At 68.7% G+C, this 13,176-nt stretch carries 17 protein-coding genes; 3 read left to right on the plus strand and 14 right to left on the minus strand.

Annotated features, from left to right (window positions below):
- Positions 1–30: 30 nt before the first annotated feature.
- The 8 genes from M3667_RS01045 to infC form a co-directional block, all read right to left on the minus strand.
- The gene (locus M3667_RS01045) at positions 31–948 is read right to left on the minus strand and encodes an amino acid ABC transporter permease (RefSeq protein WP_251503886.1); all 918 of its coding nucleotides are present in this window, start codon (positions 946–948) and stop codon (positions 31–33) included.
- A complete protein-coding gene (locus M3667_RS01050) occupies positions 945–1,595 on the minus strand; it encodes an amino acid ABC transporter permease (RefSeq protein WP_251503889.1) in 651 nt (216 codons plus the stop codon). Before M3667_RS01050 ends, M3667_RS01045 begins: the two co-directional genes overlap by 4 nt.
- Before the next feature lie 82 nt (positions 1,596–1,677).
- Positions 1,678–2,601: a glutamate ABC transporter substrate-binding protein gene (locus tag M3667_RS01055; protein ID WP_251503892.1), complete on the minus strand. Its 924-nt coding sequence runs from the start codon at positions 2,599–2,601 to the stop codon at positions 1,678–1,680.
- Between the two features lie 134 nt (positions 2,602–2,735).
- Positions 2,736–3,464 carry an amino acid ABC transporter ATP-binding protein gene (locus M3667_RS01060; RefSeq protein WP_251505028.1) on the minus strand — a complete coding sequence of 243 codons (729 nt, stop codon included), beginning with the start codon at positions 3,462–3,464 and terminating at the stop codon, positions 2,736–2,738.
- A gap of 107 nt (positions 3,465–3,571) precedes the next feature.
- Positions 3,572–4,369, minus strand: a complete 798-nt coding sequence (locus tag M3667_RS01065; RefSeq protein ID WP_251503899.1) for an RNA methyltransferase — start codon at positions 4,367–4,369, stop codon at positions 3,572–3,574.
- A 103-nt stretch (positions 4,370–4,472) separates the two neighbouring features.
- Positions 4,473–4,856 (minus strand): 50S ribosomal protein L20, encoded by a 384-nt coding sequence (gene rplT / locus M3667_RS01070; protein ID WP_144828243.1) that lies wholly within the window; start codon positions 4,854–4,856, stop codon positions 4,473–4,475.
- Positions 4,857–4,885: 29 nt separating this feature from the next.
- A complete protein-coding gene (gene rpmI, locus M3667_RS01075) occupies positions 4,886–5,080 on the minus strand; it encodes a 50S ribosomal protein L35 (RefSeq protein ID WP_013583375.1) in 195 nt (64 codons plus the stop codon).
- Positions 5,081–5,127: 47 nt separating this feature from the next.
- Positions 5,128–5,772: a translation initiation factor IF-3 gene (gene infC / locus M3667_RS01080; protein ID WP_144782047.1), complete on the minus strand. Its 645-nt coding sequence runs from the start codon at positions 5,770–5,772 to the stop codon at positions 5,128–5,130.
- Between the two features lie 248 nt (positions 5,773–6,020).
- Between infC and M3667_RS01085 the strand changes: the two genes are divergently transcribed.
- On the plus strand, positions 6,021–6,425 hold the full coding sequence (locus M3667_RS01085) for a DUF1844 domain-containing protein (protein ID WP_154096282.1): 405 nt from the start codon (positions 6,021–6,023) through the stop codon (positions 6,423–6,425).
- 366 nt (positions 6,426–6,791) lie between these two features.
- Here M3667_RS01085 and M3667_RS01090 read toward each other — a convergent pair whose 3' ends face one another.
- Genes M3667_RS01090 through M3667_RS01115 form a run of 6 tightly spaced genes read right to left on the minus strand, consistent with a single transcriptional unit; the run spans position 6,792 to position 11,130 of the window.
- The gene (locus tag M3667_RS01090; RefSeq protein WP_251503902.1) at positions 6,792–7,592 is read right to left on the minus strand and encodes an SseB family protein; all 801 of its coding nucleotides are present in this window, start codon (positions 7,590–7,592) and stop codon (positions 6,792–6,794) included.
- On the minus strand, positions 7,576–8,322 hold the full coding sequence (gene priA / locus M3667_RS01095) for a bifunctional 1-(5-phosphoribosyl)-5-((5-phosphoribosylamino)methylideneamino)imidazole-4-carboxamide isomerase/phosphoribosylanthranilate isomerase PriA (RefSeq protein ID WP_144828249.1): 747 nt from the start codon (positions 8,320–8,322) through the stop codon (positions 7,576–7,578). The genes M3667_RS01090 and priA overlap by 17 nt, the downstream gene beginning before the upstream one ends.
- A 46-nt stretch (positions 8,323–8,368) precedes the next feature.
- Positions 8,369–9,019 carry an imidazole glycerol phosphate synthase subunit HisH gene (hisH, locus tag M3667_RS01100; protein ID WP_251503905.1) on the minus strand — a complete coding sequence of 217 codons (651 nt, stop codon included), beginning with the start codon at positions 9,017–9,019 and terminating at the stop codon, positions 8,369–8,371.
- Positions 9,016–9,630, minus strand: a complete 615-nt coding sequence (gene hisB, locus M3667_RS01105) for an imidazoleglycerol-phosphate dehydratase HisB (protein WP_251503909.1) — start codon at positions 9,628–9,630, stop codon at positions 9,016–9,018. Before hisB ends, hisH begins: the two co-directional genes overlap by 4 nt.
- Positions 9,627–10,721 (minus strand): histidinol-phosphate transaminase, encoded by a 1,095-nt coding sequence (locus tag M3667_RS01110; protein ID WP_251503912.1) that lies wholly within the window; start codon positions 10,719–10,721, stop codon positions 9,627–9,629. Before M3667_RS01110 ends, hisB begins: the two co-directional genes overlap by 4 nt.
- 58 nt (positions 10,722–10,779) lie before the next feature.
- Entirely contained in the window at positions 10,780–11,130 is a 351-nt protein-coding gene (locus M3667_RS01115) for a LysM peptidoglycan-binding domain-containing protein (protein ID WP_251503915.1), read from the minus strand.
- Between the two features lie 256 nt (positions 11,131–11,386).
- Here M3667_RS01115 and lexA point away from each other — a divergent pair, with 256 nt between their 5' ends.
- Both lexA and M3667_RS01125 read left to right on the plus strand, forming a co-directional pair.
- Positions 11,387–12,076, plus strand: coding sequence for a transcriptional repressor LexA (gene lexA, locus M3667_RS01120; protein ID WP_251503918.1), 690 nt, complete (start codon positions 11,387–11,389; stop codon positions 12,074–12,076).
- A gap of 217 nt (positions 12,077–12,293) precedes the next feature.
- Positions 12,294–13,157 carry a hypothetical protein gene (locus tag M3667_RS01125; RefSeq protein WP_251503921.1) on the plus strand — a complete coding sequence of 288 codons (864 nt, stop codon included), beginning with the start codon at positions 12,294–12,296 and terminating at the stop codon, positions 13,155–13,157.
- The last annotated feature ends 19 nt before the right edge of the window (positions 13,158–13,176 follow it).

Genomic DNA, 13,176 nt, shown 5'->3' on the forward strand with positions numbered 1-13,176 from the left:
CGTCGGTGATTCCGACGCTCGGGTCGGCGGTCAGGACGCCGAGCCGGGACCGTCCTTGCCGAGACCGCGCTGGGCCACGATGAGCTCGGTGTCGGTGCCGGTCTGGCCCACGGGCTCCGCCGGGGCGACCGCGCCGGCCTTCGGCGAACGGCGCAGGCCGACCTCGACGCGGTGAGCGGCGAACGACAGGGCGAGGCACATCGCGACGTAGATCACGCTGGCGATCATCGCGGCGGGGATCAGCGGCGAGCCGTACTCGCCGTTCGAGCCGAGGAGTCGGGCGAAGTACAACAGCTCGGGGTAGGTGATGATGAAGCCGAGCGCGGTGTCCTTCAGGGTGACCACCAACTGCGCGATGATCACGGGGAGCATGGCGCGGATCGCCTGCGGCAGCAGAATCAGGCGCATGACGCCCGCCTTGCGCAGCCCCACCGCGTAACCGGCCTCGCTCTGACCGCGGGGCAGCGACTCGACGCCGGCGCGGATGACCTCCGACAGCACAGAGCCGTTGTAGAGGATCAGCGCGATGACCACGGCCCAGTACGACGACATCTTGATGCCGATGACCGGCAGACCGTAGTACAGCAGCAGCATGAAGACGAGCACGGGGACGGCGCGGAGGATCTCGACCACCCAGCCGACGGGCAGCCGCACCCAGCGGTGGTCGGACATGCGCCCGATGGCGAGCACGAACCCGAGGATCAGCGCCCCGACCGCGGCGACGGCGAAGGCCGCCAGGGTCGCGAGGGTCGCCTGGCCGAAGCGCTCCCAGATCGCGGAGTAGGTGAAGACGTTCCACTTCGCGGCGGAGAACTGCCCGGTGTCGATGAACCGCCAGATCACGAAGCCGATCACGGCGGCGACGAGCAGCAGGGTGGCGGCGCCGATGATCCGGTTGCGCAGCTGCGCCCGCGGGCCCGGCACGTCGTACAGGACGGAGGAGCTCATCGGACGACCTTCCACTTCTTCTCGGCGGCGTTCTGGAGGGCAGCCAGCAGGAGCACGAGGATGACGAACACGACCATGACCAGCAGGATCGTGACGAGCTGGTTCTCGCCGTTCTCGCTCATGGTGGCTCGGATGTTGCCGAGGTTGACCACCGAGAAGCCCGCGGCGACGGTGGTGTTCTTGAGCAGGGCGATGAAGACGCTCATCATCGGGGGGATGACCGAGCGGGTGGCCTGGGGCAGCACGATCAACGACATGACCTGCCCGAATCCGAGGCCGAGGGCGCGGGCCGCTTCGGCCTGTCCGACCGGGACGGTGTTGATGCCAGAGCGGATGGTCTCGGCGACGTAGGTGGCCGTGTAGACGCCGAGCCCGCACACGGCCAGCAGCAGGAAGCTGCCGCGGGGCACGTCGACGAGCAACGGCACGCAGAACGCGAAGAAGAAGAGCACGAGCGTCAGCGGGGTGTTGCGGATCCAGTTGACGTAGACCGCGCCGACAGCACGCGCGATGGGGACGGGAGACACCCGCATCGCCGCGACGACGAAGCCGAGCACGAGGGCGATGAGTCCGCCGCCCACGAAGAGCACGACGGTCCCCCACAGCGCCTGTCCCCACAGGACGGGGTAGTCGAAGATCTGATTCACCGGAAGCTGTCCGTTCTGTCGCGGGTCTGTCGCGTGGAGCTCGGGAGTGCGGGGGGCGCGGATGCGCCGCCCGCACGGGTGCTCAGCTGACGGGGTCGACCGCCGGCTGCTCGCCCTTGACGCCCGAGGCGCCGAGGTTCTTCTCGAAGATGGCCTCCCAGGTGGATCCACCGTCGGTGAACATCGTGTTCACGAACTCCTGGAAAGCCGTGTCGCCCTTGGCGATGCCGACGCCGTAGCGCTCCTCGCTGAAGGGCTCGCCCGCGATCTTGAGGTTGTCGGGGTCCTGAGCCGCGTAGCCGAGGAGGATGGCCTCGTCGGTGGTCACCGCGTCGACCTCGCCGTTCTTGAGCTTCTCGACGCACTGCGAGTAGGTGTCGAACTCGACGACCTTCGCGGGAGTCTGCTCGCGGATGCGCTGGATCGGCGTCGAACCCGTCACCGAGCACACGGTGGTCTCGGCCGTGAGCGAGTCCTTGCCGGTGATCGTGTCGTCATCGGCGGCGACCAGCAGGCCCTGACCGGTGAGGAAGTAGGGGCCGGCGAAGGAGATCTGCTCCTTGCGCTTGTCGGTGATCGAGTAGGTGCCGACGTAGTAGTCGATGTCACCGTTGATCAGGGCCTGCTCGCGGTTCGCCGAGGCGATGGCCTTGTACTCCACCTTCGACTCGTCGGCCGGGTCGAAGCCGAGCGACGCGGCGATCCACCGCGCGACGTCGACGTCGAAGCCCTTGCGCTCGCCCGTCACCGGGTCGAGGTAGCCGAGGCCGGGCTGGTCTTCCTTCACACCGACGACGACCTTGCCGGCCGACTCGATCTCGGTGAAGGTGGGGCTGTTCTCGATGGTGACGTCGGTGGCGACCGCGCCGTACACCGGTGCGTCGCTGCCGCCGTCGGAGGCACCGTCACCGGGTGCTGCGCCCGGGGTGCCGCTGTTGCAGGCCGTCAGAGCCAGAAGGCCGGCGGCGATGATGCTCGCGCCGGCGAGAAAACGTGTCTTACGCATGTGATGTCTCCTTGGTTACGTGTGCTGTGCGGATGAAAAGTCTGGGGTGACGGCGCGCGAAAAGGACCGGGGGGAACGGTCGAGCGGCTGTCGGCGGAAGAACCTCCTCGTTCGACGCCGTCATGAGGAACGCGTCAGTGCGTGATGAGCTTCGAGAGGAAGTCCTTCGCGCGATCCGACTCGGGTTGGGTGAAGAACTTCTCGGGGGTCGCCTGCTCGACGATCTGTCCGTCGGCCATGAACACCACGCGGTTCGCGGCCTTGCGGGCGAAGCCCATCTCGTGGGTGACGACGATCATCGTCATGCCTTCTTTGGCGAGGCCGACCATGACGTCGAGCACCTCGTTGATCATCTCGGGGTCGAGCGCGGAGGTCGGCTCGTCGAAGAGCATGACCTTCGGCTTCATCGCGAGCGCCCGGGCGATCGCCACGCGCTGCTGCTGGCCACCCGACAGCTGGGCGGGCAGCTTGTCGGCCTGATGCCCGACGCCCACGCGCTCCAGAAGCTCCCGGGCCTCCTTCTCGGCATCCGCCTTCTTCATCTTGCGGACCTTGATGGGGCCGAGCGTGACGTTCTCGAGGATCGTCAGGTGGGCGAAGAGGTTGAACGACTGGAACACCATGCCGACGTCGGCACGCAGTTCGGCCAGACCCTTCCCCTCTTTGGGAAGCTCCTTGCCGTCGATGGTGATCGAGCCGCTCGTGATGGTCTCGAGACGGTTGATGGTGCGGCACAAGGTCGACTTGCCCGAACCGGAAGGACCGATGACCACGACGACTTCGCCGCGGTCGACGGTGAGGTCGATGTCTGTGAGGGCCTGGAACTGCCCGTAGTGCTTCTGCACGTCGGAGACGACGACCAGGGGCTCGGAGCTCGCCGGGGGTACGGATGCCATGTGTTCACCCTATGAGGGTGAAGGGTGGCCGACCACATTCCCGCGCACGCCTTAACCGTTCTGTAACAGCCGCCTCAACCGGCGCGCTGCGCGAAAGCGGTCTCGTACAGGCACACGCTGGCGGCCGTGGCGAGGTTCAGCGACTCCGCCCGACCGTAGATCGGCAGGCGCAGCGACAGGTCGGCGTGAGCCAACGCCGTCTCGTCGAGGCCGCGCGCCTCGTTGCCGAACAACCACGCCGTCGGCTCCGCGAGCAGCTCGCGAGACGCGAGGAAATCGGCCCCGTCGACGTCGGCCGCGACCACGCGGAGTCCGGCCTCGTGCACGCGCTCCACGACGTCGGCCAACTCGAGATCGACGGCGATCGGCACGTGGAAGAGCGAGCCGGTCGTCGAGCGCACGACCTTGGGGTTGTAGGGGTCGACCGTGCGACCGGTGAGGATCACGGCATCCGCCCCCGCCGCATCGGCGGCTCGGATGATCGTGCCGAGGTTGCCCGGATCGCGGACCTCCTCACAGATCGCGATCAGACGCGGGCGGTCCGCCAGCAGGTCTTTGAGCGCCGTCGGCGCCTGACGCGCCACCGCGACGATGCCCTGCGGCGTGACGGTGTCGGCCATCGCGTCGAGGACCGCCTCGGTCGTGTACTGCAGGTCGACGTCGGCGCGCTCGGCCAGCTCGCGCACATCGGCGTGCTTCTCGAGCGCCGTGGGCGTCGCGTACAGCTCGAGCACGGTGTCGGGAGCCCATTCGAGCGCCTCGCGGGCGGCCTGCGGACCCTCGAGCAGGAAGAGACCGGTCTTTTGGCGGGCGGCGCGCTTGCTGAGCTTGGCCACGGCGCGCACCCGCGGCGAACGGGGGTTCTCGAGCACGGACTCAGTGTATGACGCCGACGGCATGCGAACCGGGATGCCGCGCAGGAACGGCGAAACGGGCGCCCTCCGAAGAGGACGCCCGTTTCGTGGAAGACGTGTCTTACGCGGTCTTCGCGGCGTTGACGTCGCTGGGCAGCGCAGCCTTCGCCGTGGCGACGAGCGAGGCGAACACGGCCGGCTCGTTGACCGCGAGCTCGGCGAGCATGCGACGGTCGACCTGCACACCCGCGAGGCCGAGGCCCTGGATGAAGCGGTTGTACGTCATGCCGTTGGCGCGCGACGCGGCGTTGATGCGCTGGATCCACAGACGACGGAAGTCGCCCTTGCGCTTGCGACGGTCACGGTACGCGTAGACCAGGGAGTGGGTGACCTGCTCCTTGGCCTTGCGGTACAGGCGCGAACGCTGACCGCGGTAACCGGACGCGCGCTCGAGGATGACGCGACGCTTCTTGTGGGCGTTTACTGCCCGCTTGACTCTAGCCATTTCTGTTCTTTCCTAACGTGCGTCGGCGCTCAGAGGCCGAGGAGCTTCTTGGCGACCTTGGAGTCACCCTTGGCCAGGACCTGCTCCTGGTTCAGGCGACGGGTGCGCTTGGAGGCCTTGCCCTCGAGGTTGTGGCGCATGCCGGCCTGCTGCTTCATGAGCTTGCCGCTACCGGTGAGCTTGAAGCGCTTCTTGGCGCCCGAGTGGGTCTTCTGCTTCGGCATCTGTCTTCCTTCGTTGGGGTTCCCGGCGGAGCGGGAGTCGGGGAGCTTTACTCGGCGGACGCCGGGGCAGCTTCGTCTGTGGGTGCCGAATCGCCTCGAGCGGCACTTCGCGCGGCTTCACGGTTCGCCGTGCGCTGCGCGTTCTGCTCGGTCTTGACCTCGGACTTGTTCTTGTGAGGAGCCACCACCATCACCATGTTGCGGCCGTCGATCGTGGGGTTCGACTCGACGGTGCCGAACTCGGCGACGTCTTCGGCGAACTTGCGGAGCAGACGGACACCCTGCTCGGGACGCGACTGCTCGCGACCGCGGAACAGGATCATGGCCTTCACCTTGTCGCCCGCCTGGAGGAAGCCCTCGGCGCGCTTGAGCTTGGTGATGTAGTCGTGAGCCTCGATCTTCAGGCGGAACCGGACCTCTTTGAGGACGGTGTTCGCCTGGTTACGACGCGTTTCCTTGGCCTTCTGAGCGGCCTCGTACTTGAACTTGCCGTAATCCATGATCTTGACCACGGGCGGCTTCGAGCTCGGCGCAACCTCGACCAAGTCGAGGTCCGCTTCCTGGGCCAGGCGCAACGCAGCTTCGATTCGGACGATGCCGACCTGCTCGCCGTTGGGTCCGACGAGACGGACCTCCGGGACTCGGATGCGCTCGTTGGTGCGGGGATCGCTGATGCGGAACTCCTCTTTCATACGGGTGGTGGCCGCCGCGATCCGTCGGAATCGCGGGCGAAGAGGAGAGACACGCCACCCGGCACAGTGCTTTCGGCACCGGCTTCTGCACCCAGGCAACCCCGTGCAACACGGAGCGGAGTGCGGGAACCCGGTAGCCTGGAGCGGCAAGCGCGGGTGGGATGTGATCCTCTTTCGTACGGAGTGAAACACTCCGAAGCCCGCCATAGTCTAGCAGAGAGAACCCCGTGACCACGATTCCCCCCGACATGCCCACCGACGACCACTCCGCGCACCGCCACGGAGCAGAAGATGAGCGTCTCGCCCGGTGGGAGGAACAGGAGCGCGCGGCGTCCTCCGCCACCCGCGACATCGCCGACGTCCCCGCCGTCGAGGTCATCACCACGGCCGCCGTTCACCTCATGAGCGCTGCAGCCGTCAAGACCGGCCTGGCCGACGACCCGGGCCAGCAGCTCGACCTCGACGAGGCCCGCAAGCTCATCAACGCCCTCGCCGGACTCATCACCGCCGGAGCCCCCGAGATCAGCGACATGCACGCGCGCTCGCTGCGCGACGGCCTGCGCTCCCTGCAGCTCGCGTTCCGCGAGGCCTCGACGATCCAGGACCCGATCGGTAAGGGGCCGGGCGAGAAGTGGACGGGTCCCGTCACGTAGTTCTGTCGTTCTGGGGGGGGTACAGGGCTCCGTGATGCCCCCTTCCCAAGGCAAGAGCGGGGCCCCTACCCCGATTGCCTTGGGAAGGGGGCATCACTGCGCCCTGTCCTCCGCAGGCCACCTCTTCCGTGACACCCGCGGGGTACAGGAGCTGACCCCTTCCCCGATTGCCTTGGGAAGGGGGCATCACTGCGCCCTGTCCTCCGCAGGCCACCTCTTCCGTGACACCCGCGGGGTATGGGACGGCGGGAGGTCCCTGAGCCCGCCGAAGGGACCGGGGTGCCGCAGCGCTATCGCGCGTGGCTCGACGCCGCCGTGCGGGCTCGACCCGAGCGGGCGAGGCCGGGAACGAGACCTGCTGCGCGGTCAGACCTCGCTGCTGCGGTGAAGCTTGACCGTCAGGGAGTCGACGAGGACGGCGATGCGGTCATCGGCCGCCCACCGACGCGCGAGGCGTGCGAGCACGGCATCCAGTTCCTCCTGCTCGAGCCCCGACATCAGCTGGAGGTGAACGACGAGCTCCGGTCCGCGCAGGCGTCCGGTGGGATCGCCCGACTCCACCGCGAGATCGAGCACCGCCAGCTCGCCCGAGATGCTCTCGTGCAGACCCGTGAAGATGGTCGGCGACGTGTGCGCCGGCTCCCACGGCTCATCCTGGGCGATGGCCCACACGGAGGGTCGACGCAGGACGAACTCCGTCTCGGACGCCGGGTCGATCACGATGAGCTCGGTGTCTTCGGATGCCGCAGCGAGAGCCGTGCGCCGACCGTCCGCCGGCACGGGGCGCGCCTTGGCGTCCCAGGTCTGCAGCGCCGTCACCGACGTGAACACGGGGAGCACCTTGCGACCGTCGGGAGCGGCGACCGTGACGATCGAGAGCTCCTGCGTCTTGTCGACCTCGAGGCCGTGCGCACCGACGCCGTGATCGCCCTTTTCAGCGACCAGCGGGATCAGCAGACGCGCCGTGCGGTAGGCGTCGACGATCGCACGCGCATCACCCTCGCCCGCACGGAACGCGAGGAGAGCGGAGAGCAGGGCCGGATCGGCGGATCCGTCGTCACCGGAGTGCGGGTTCGACTCGAATCGGCGGCCTTCCCACGGGACGCCGGCGGAATCCGCGTGGACGCCGTGGGCGTGGTCGTGCGGATCGTCAGTGTCCGGCGACATCCAGCGCCTCGGCGAGGGTGAACTGCCCCGCGTAGAGAGCCTTGCCGACGATCGCGCCCTCGACGCCGAGCGGCACCAGCTCGCGCAGCGCGGCGATGTCGTCGAGGCTCGAGACGCCACCCGAAGCGACGATCGGCTTGGGCGTGCGCTGGGTCATCTCGCGCAGCAGTTCGATGTTGGGTCCGCGCAGCGTGCCGTCCTTGGTCACGTCGGTGACGACGTAGCGGCTGCATCCGGCGTCTTCGAGGCGCTGGAGCACGGTCCACAGGTCGCCGCCGTCGCGGGTCCACCCGCGTGCGGCGAGCGTGGTGCCGCGCACGTCGAGGCCGACCGCGATCGCCTCGCCGTAGCGGTTGATGACGTCGGCCGCCCACTCGGGGTTCTCGAGAGCTGCGGTTCCGAGGTTGATGCGGCTCGCACCGCTCTCGAGAGCGGCTTCGAGCGAACGGTCGTCGCGGATGCCGCCGGAGAGCTCGACCTGCACACCCTTGACCTGCTTGATGACCTTGCGCATGACGCTGGCGTTGCTGCCGCGACCGAAAGCTGCGTCGAGATCGACCAGGTGGATCCACTGGGCACCCTGGCGAGCGAAGTCGGCGGCGGCGTCGACGGGGTCGCCGTAGCTGGTCTCGGTACCGGCCTCACCCTGGGTCAGACGGACGGCCTTGCCGTCGGCGACGTCGACCGCGGGAAGCAGCACAAGTTCGGGCGTGGACGCGAAATCGTTCATGGCTCCTCGCACCCTTCGGCGCATCTCGCCGAGCCGGGGCACGAGGTCACACAGTAGTCGCGCGCAGGCCGCCGATCCAATTGGACAGCAGGCGGATGCCGGCTTCGCCCGACTTCTCGGGGTGGAACTGCGTCGCTGCCAGCGGCCCGTTCTCGACGGCGGCGATGAACGGCGCACCGTAGGTGCACCAGGTGACCGAGGGCTGAGGAAAGGGCGGGGTGACCTCGAGCGACCACTCCTGCGCGGCATAGGAGTGCACGAAGTAGAACCGTTCGTTCTCGATGCCCTCGAACAGGCGCGAGCCTTCGCCGGCGGTGACGGTGTTCCAGCCCATGTGCGGCAGGACCGGTGCGGCGAGCTCGCCGACGGTACCGGGCCACTCCCCCAGACCCGGGGTGTCGGTGCCGCGCTCGATGCCGCGGTCGAACATCACCTGCATGCCGACGCAGATGCCGAGCACCGGCCGACCTCCCGCGAGGCGTCGGTCGATGATCTCTCCGCCGCGGCTGGCGTTGAGCGCGCCCATGACGGCGCTGAACGCACCGACTCCCGGCACGAGCAGCCCGTCGGCGTCGAGGAGGAGCGAACGGTCGGACGTTAGGCGGGCGTCCGCCCCGGCCTCGACCAGCGCCTTGACCGCCGAGTGGACGTTGCCCGACCCGTAATCCAGGACCGCGACGACGGGCTTCGAGGTCACAACGCTCCCTTGGTGCTGGGGATGCCGTCGACCAGGGGGTCGAGGGCCTTCGCCTGACGGAAGGCGCGGGCGAGCGCCTTGTACTCGGCCTCGGCGATGTGGTGGGGGTCGCGTCCGCCCAGGACGCGCACGTGCACCGTCAGACCGGCGTGGGTCGAGATCGCCTCGAACGAGTGCCGCACGAGCGATCCGGTGAAGTGACCGCCGATGAGGTGGTGCTCGAACCCGACGGGCTCTCCGGTGTGAACGAGGTAGGGACGCCCGCTGATGTCGACGACGGCCTGCGCGAGCGCTTCGTCGAGGGGGACGAGGGCGTCGCCGTACCGCGCGATGCCCGACTTGTCGCCGAGCGCCTGACGGATGGCCTGACCGAGCACGATGGAGGTGTCTTCGACGGTGTGGTGGGCGTCGATGTGGGTGTCGCCGGTCGAGCGGACGCGCAGGTCGGTGAGCGAGTGCTTGGCGAACGCCGTGAGCATGTGGTCGAAGAACGGCACGCTCGTGGAGATGTCGCTGGTGCCGCGACCGTCGAGGTCGAGCTCGAGTTCGACGCGAGACTCGCTCGTCTCGCGGGTGATCGAGGCGGTGCGGGGCGAGGCGGGGCCGGTCATGACCGCGATCCTACCGAGGCCAGTGCGTCGAGGAACGCCGTGGTCTCGTCGGCCGTGCCCGCCGTCACACGCAGGTGGTGCGCGATGCCGACGTCGCGGATCAGCACTCCGCGGTCGTACAGGGCCTTCCATGTAGCGGCGGGGTCGTCGACCCCGCCGAACAGCACGAAGTTCGTCCACGACTCGTGGGCGGTGTAGCCGAGGGCGGCCACGGTGGCCGAGATCCGGTCGCGCTGGGCGACGATCTCGTCGACCATCGACAGCATCGTGTCAGCGTGCGCGAGGGCGGCGGTCGCCGCCGCCTGCGTGAGCGCACTGAGGTGGTAGGGCAGGCGGACGAGGCGCAGGGCGTCGACGAGCGCGGGGTCGGCGGCGAGGTAGCCCACGCGCGCCCCGGCGAAGGCGAAGGCCTTGCTCATCGTGCGTGAGACGACCAGGCGAGGGCGCCCGGGCAGCAGCGAGACCGCGGAGGGCTCGTCGCGGGGCGCGAACTCCTCGTACGCCTCGTCGACGATGACGATGCCGTCGGTGGCTTCGTAGACGGCCTCGACGACGTCGAGGCGAAGAGGAGTCCCGGTGGGGTTGTTCGGAGCGCACAGGAAGACGATGTCGGGGCGGCGCTCGCGCACCTGCGCGGCGGCCGACTCGGCGGTGAGCGAGAAGTCGTGCTCGCGCTCGCCCGCGATCCAGGAGGCGCCGGTCGCCCGCGTCAGGATCGGGTACATCGAGTACGTCGGGGCGAAGCCCATCGCGGTGCGGCCCGGTCCGCCGAACGCCTGCAGGATGTGCTGCAGAACTTCGTTCGAGCCGTTGGCCGCCCAGATCTGGTCGGGGGACAGCCCGTGACCCAGGTAACCGGCGAAGGCCTCTCGCAGACCGGTGAACTCTCGGTCGGGGTAGCGGTTGACGTCGCGCAGGGCCCGGGCGATGGCATCGAGGATGTCGTCGGCGACCTCTTGGGGAACCGGGTGAGTGTTCTCGTTGACGTTGAGCGCGACGGGCAGAGCCGCCTGCGGCGCCCCGTACGGGGTCATACCCCGGAGATCGTCGCGGAGAGGCAGGTCGTCAAGGCGCACAGTCACCTCACCCATGGTAGGCGGCGGCGACGGCTGTGGATCACGGCCGCAACTCGCGGCGAGAGCTCGCGAGTCAGCCGACGGGGGCGTAGGCGGCCGGGATGGCGATGCGCTGTCCTGCCGTGACGTTTCCGCCCGAGAGGGCGTTGAGGCGCGTGATCTCGGCGACGACATCGCGCGGGTCTGCCGCCGGCGCCAGGTCTTCGGCGATCGACCACAGCGTGTCGCCGCTCATGACGGTCACTTCGGCGAACGAACCGGCGGGGGCGCCGGCCTCGCCGGATGCGAGCGCGGACCCGCCGCCGACGATCGCGACGCCGAGCGCGATGGCGAGAGGAAGGGCGACGAGGAAAGCGACGACGCGGCGCCCGCGAGCGGTGATGCGCAGGCGGGTGGTCGGTGCGGTGAAGGCGATGCTGCTCATGGTGTGCTCCTTGGTGGAGAGATTCGCACCCCGCCCTCGGCCGGGAGGGCGGTGGTGCGAATCTGTATTCCGAATCTATCTTCGATACTTTTGATGTGTCAACACCCCGTGTCTCGGAGACCGATCGAACGCGACACGCGCGAGGCTCCGTGTCATTCGGGTCGTCCACCGGATACGGTTTCGACACGGAGACCTCACCACCAACCTCCGACATTCGAATTTCCGCCGTGGTTTCCGCGGCGCGAGGGGAGCACAGATGACCGACGCGACGACCGCCGCCGGCCGCGAGCGGCCGCAGACCCGGCGACGCAAGAGCCTCAGCGACAAGCAGCTCGCCATCCTCGAGGTCATCCAGCGTTCGATCGCCCGGCACGGCTATCCGCCGAGCATGCGCGAGATCGGCGACGCCGTCGGCCTCAAGTCGCTGTCGAGCGTCACCCACCAGCTGAACCAGCTCGAGCTCAGCGGCTACCTGCGACGCGACCCCGGCAAGACGCGCGCGATGGAGGTGCTGATCGACCTCCCCGGCGCCGCGGCCGAGAACCCCGCCGACACCGCGCCCGCGCTCGGCGACGCCGCCCTCGTGCCTCTCGTCGGTCGGATCGCCGCCGGTGTGCCGATCACCGCCGAGCAGCAGGTCGAGGAGATCTTCCCCCTCCCCCGTCAGCTCGTCGGCAAGGGTGAGCTGTTCATGCTGAAGGTCTCGGGCGACTCCATGATCGACGCGGCCATCTGCGACGGCGACTGGGTCGTCATCCGGTCGCAGGCGAACGCCGAGAACGGCGAGATCGTCGCGGCGATGCTCGACGGAGAAGCCACGGTGAAGACCTTCCGCCGCCGCGACGGCCACATGTGGCTCCTCCCCCGCAACAGCGCGTTCGAACCGATCCTGGGCGACGACGCCGTCGTCCTCGGTCGCGTGGTCGCGGTCCTCCGCGCCGTCTGACGCGCGCGGGAGCGAGAAGGCGCGGGCGGACGATCGCGCAGCGGAGTCATCGACCAGTAGCGTGAGCGCAGACCCCGAGGAAGCGAGCACCGTGTCCACGAATCCGCCTGCTGTTCCGTCCGTGCCTGAGACACCGCCGGCCGACGCGGAGGCGTCCTCGCGACCGATCGCGCCGCTTGCGCCGTCGCCGAGCAGCCGACCCCGCACGAGCACGATCGTGCTGAGCGTCGTCCTGGCCGTCGTGGTCTTGGCGGCCGGCATCGCCTTCGTCTGGGTCATCATGCGTCTCGACAGCGCCTCCGAGCAGATCGAGCGACAGCAGAACCGCATCACGGAGCAGGATCGGCGGCTCGAGGAACAGCGCGACCTGATCGAACGGAAAGAAGAGTTCGGCGCCGCGGTCTCGGGCCTGTTGGACGCCGTCGACCCTCTCGTCGGGCTGCCCTACGACTCGCTCGTGCCGTGGGACCGGGTCGAGACGATCGTCGACGACGCCTGGGCGCACCGCTGGGACGCCGCGGGCCTCCGACGAGACGCCAACGAGATCGCCGCCCTGACCGCGAGTCTGACGTACGAGACCGAGGCGGCCCGGTCGCGCGTGGCGACCAACACCTCGTCGTCCCCTTGGGAGGCGGCGCTCGACCGTCTCGGGGCCGGCTGGGTCTCGACGACCTTCGCCGACATCGCCGCGGACTGCGGGGCGGATGCCCTGGCCTGCGTCGCGAGCACCGATCCGTTCGAGGTGCGCGTGGCGAGCTCCACACGGGCCGACCCGAAGATGACCGATTGGATCCGCACCGGCGTCGCCTACCACGAGTACGCGCACGTCCTGCAGTTCACCAATCCCCGGGCCACGAATCTGGCGCTCACGGCTTTCGACGGCGATTCGGAGACGATGGCCGATTGCTACGCCCTGACGTTCCTCGACGGATGGTCGCTCGAGCACGAGGTCCCCGTCGACGATCTCTCCTACTGGGAGGTCAGCGTCGGCTACGGATACAGCTGCGACCAGGCCCAGAAGCAGGTCATCCGCGACTGGGTCTCGGGACTCGGCGTCGCGAAACGGTCTTTGGGCGGTTGACGGTCCGTTCCCGGATGAC

It is taken from the genome of Microbacterium sp. P26 (assembly GCF_023712585.1).
Classification (GTDB): domain Bacteria; phylum Actinomycetota; class Actinomycetes; order Actinomycetales; family Microbacteriaceae; genus Microbacterium; species Microbacterium algihabitans_A.

Excerpts from the sequence above, each read along its gene's own strand:
- M3667_RS01045 (WP_251503886.1), bottom strand. The coding sequence starts at position 948 with ATGAGCTCCTCCGTCCTGTACGACGTGCCGGGCCCGCGGGCGCAGCTG.
- M3667_RS01110 (WP_251503912.1), bottom strand. The coding sequence starts at position 10,721 with ATGGGTGAGGTGACTGTGCGCCTTGACGACCTGCCTCTCCGCGACGAT.
- M3667_RS01055 (WP_251503892.1), bottom strand. The coding sequence starts at position 2,601 with ATGCGTAAGACACGTTTTCTCGCCGGCGCGAGCATCATCGCCGCCGGC.
- M3667_RS01090 (WP_251503902.1), bottom strand. The coding sequence starts at position 7,592 with ATGTCGCCGGACACTGACGATCCGCACGACCACGCCCACGGCGTCCAC.
- rpmI (WP_013583375.1), bottom strand. The coding sequence starts at position 5,080 with ATGCCGAAGCAGAAGACCCACTCGGGCGCCAAGAAGCGCTTCAAGCTC.
- rplT (WP_144828243.1), bottom strand. The coding sequence starts at position 4,856 with ATGGCTAGAGTCAAGCGGGCAGTAAACGCCCACAAGAAGCGTCGCGTC.
- M3667_RS01085 (WP_154096282.1), top strand. The coding sequence starts at position 6,021 with ATGCCCACCGACGACCACTCCGCGCACCGCCACGGAGCAGAAGATGAG.
- hisB (WP_251503909.1), bottom strand. The coding sequence starts at position 9,630 with ATGACCGGCCCCGCCTCGCCCCGCACCGCCTCGATCACCCGCGAGACG.
- M3667_RS01115 (WP_251503915.1), bottom strand. The coding sequence starts at position 11,130 with ATGAGCAGCATCGCCTTCACCGCACCGACCACCCGCCTGCGCATCACC.
- infC (WP_144782047.1), bottom strand. The coding sequence starts at position 5,772 with ATGAAAGAGGAGTTCCGCATCAGCGATCCCCGCACCAACGAGCGCATC.
- lexA (WP_251503918.1), top strand. The coding sequence starts at position 11,387 with ATGACCGACGCGACGACCGCCGCCGGCCGCGAGCGGCCGCAGACCCGG.
- priA (WP_144828249.1), bottom strand. The coding sequence starts at position 8,322 with ATGAACGATTTCGCGTCCACGCCCGAACTTGTGCTGCTTCCCGCGGTC.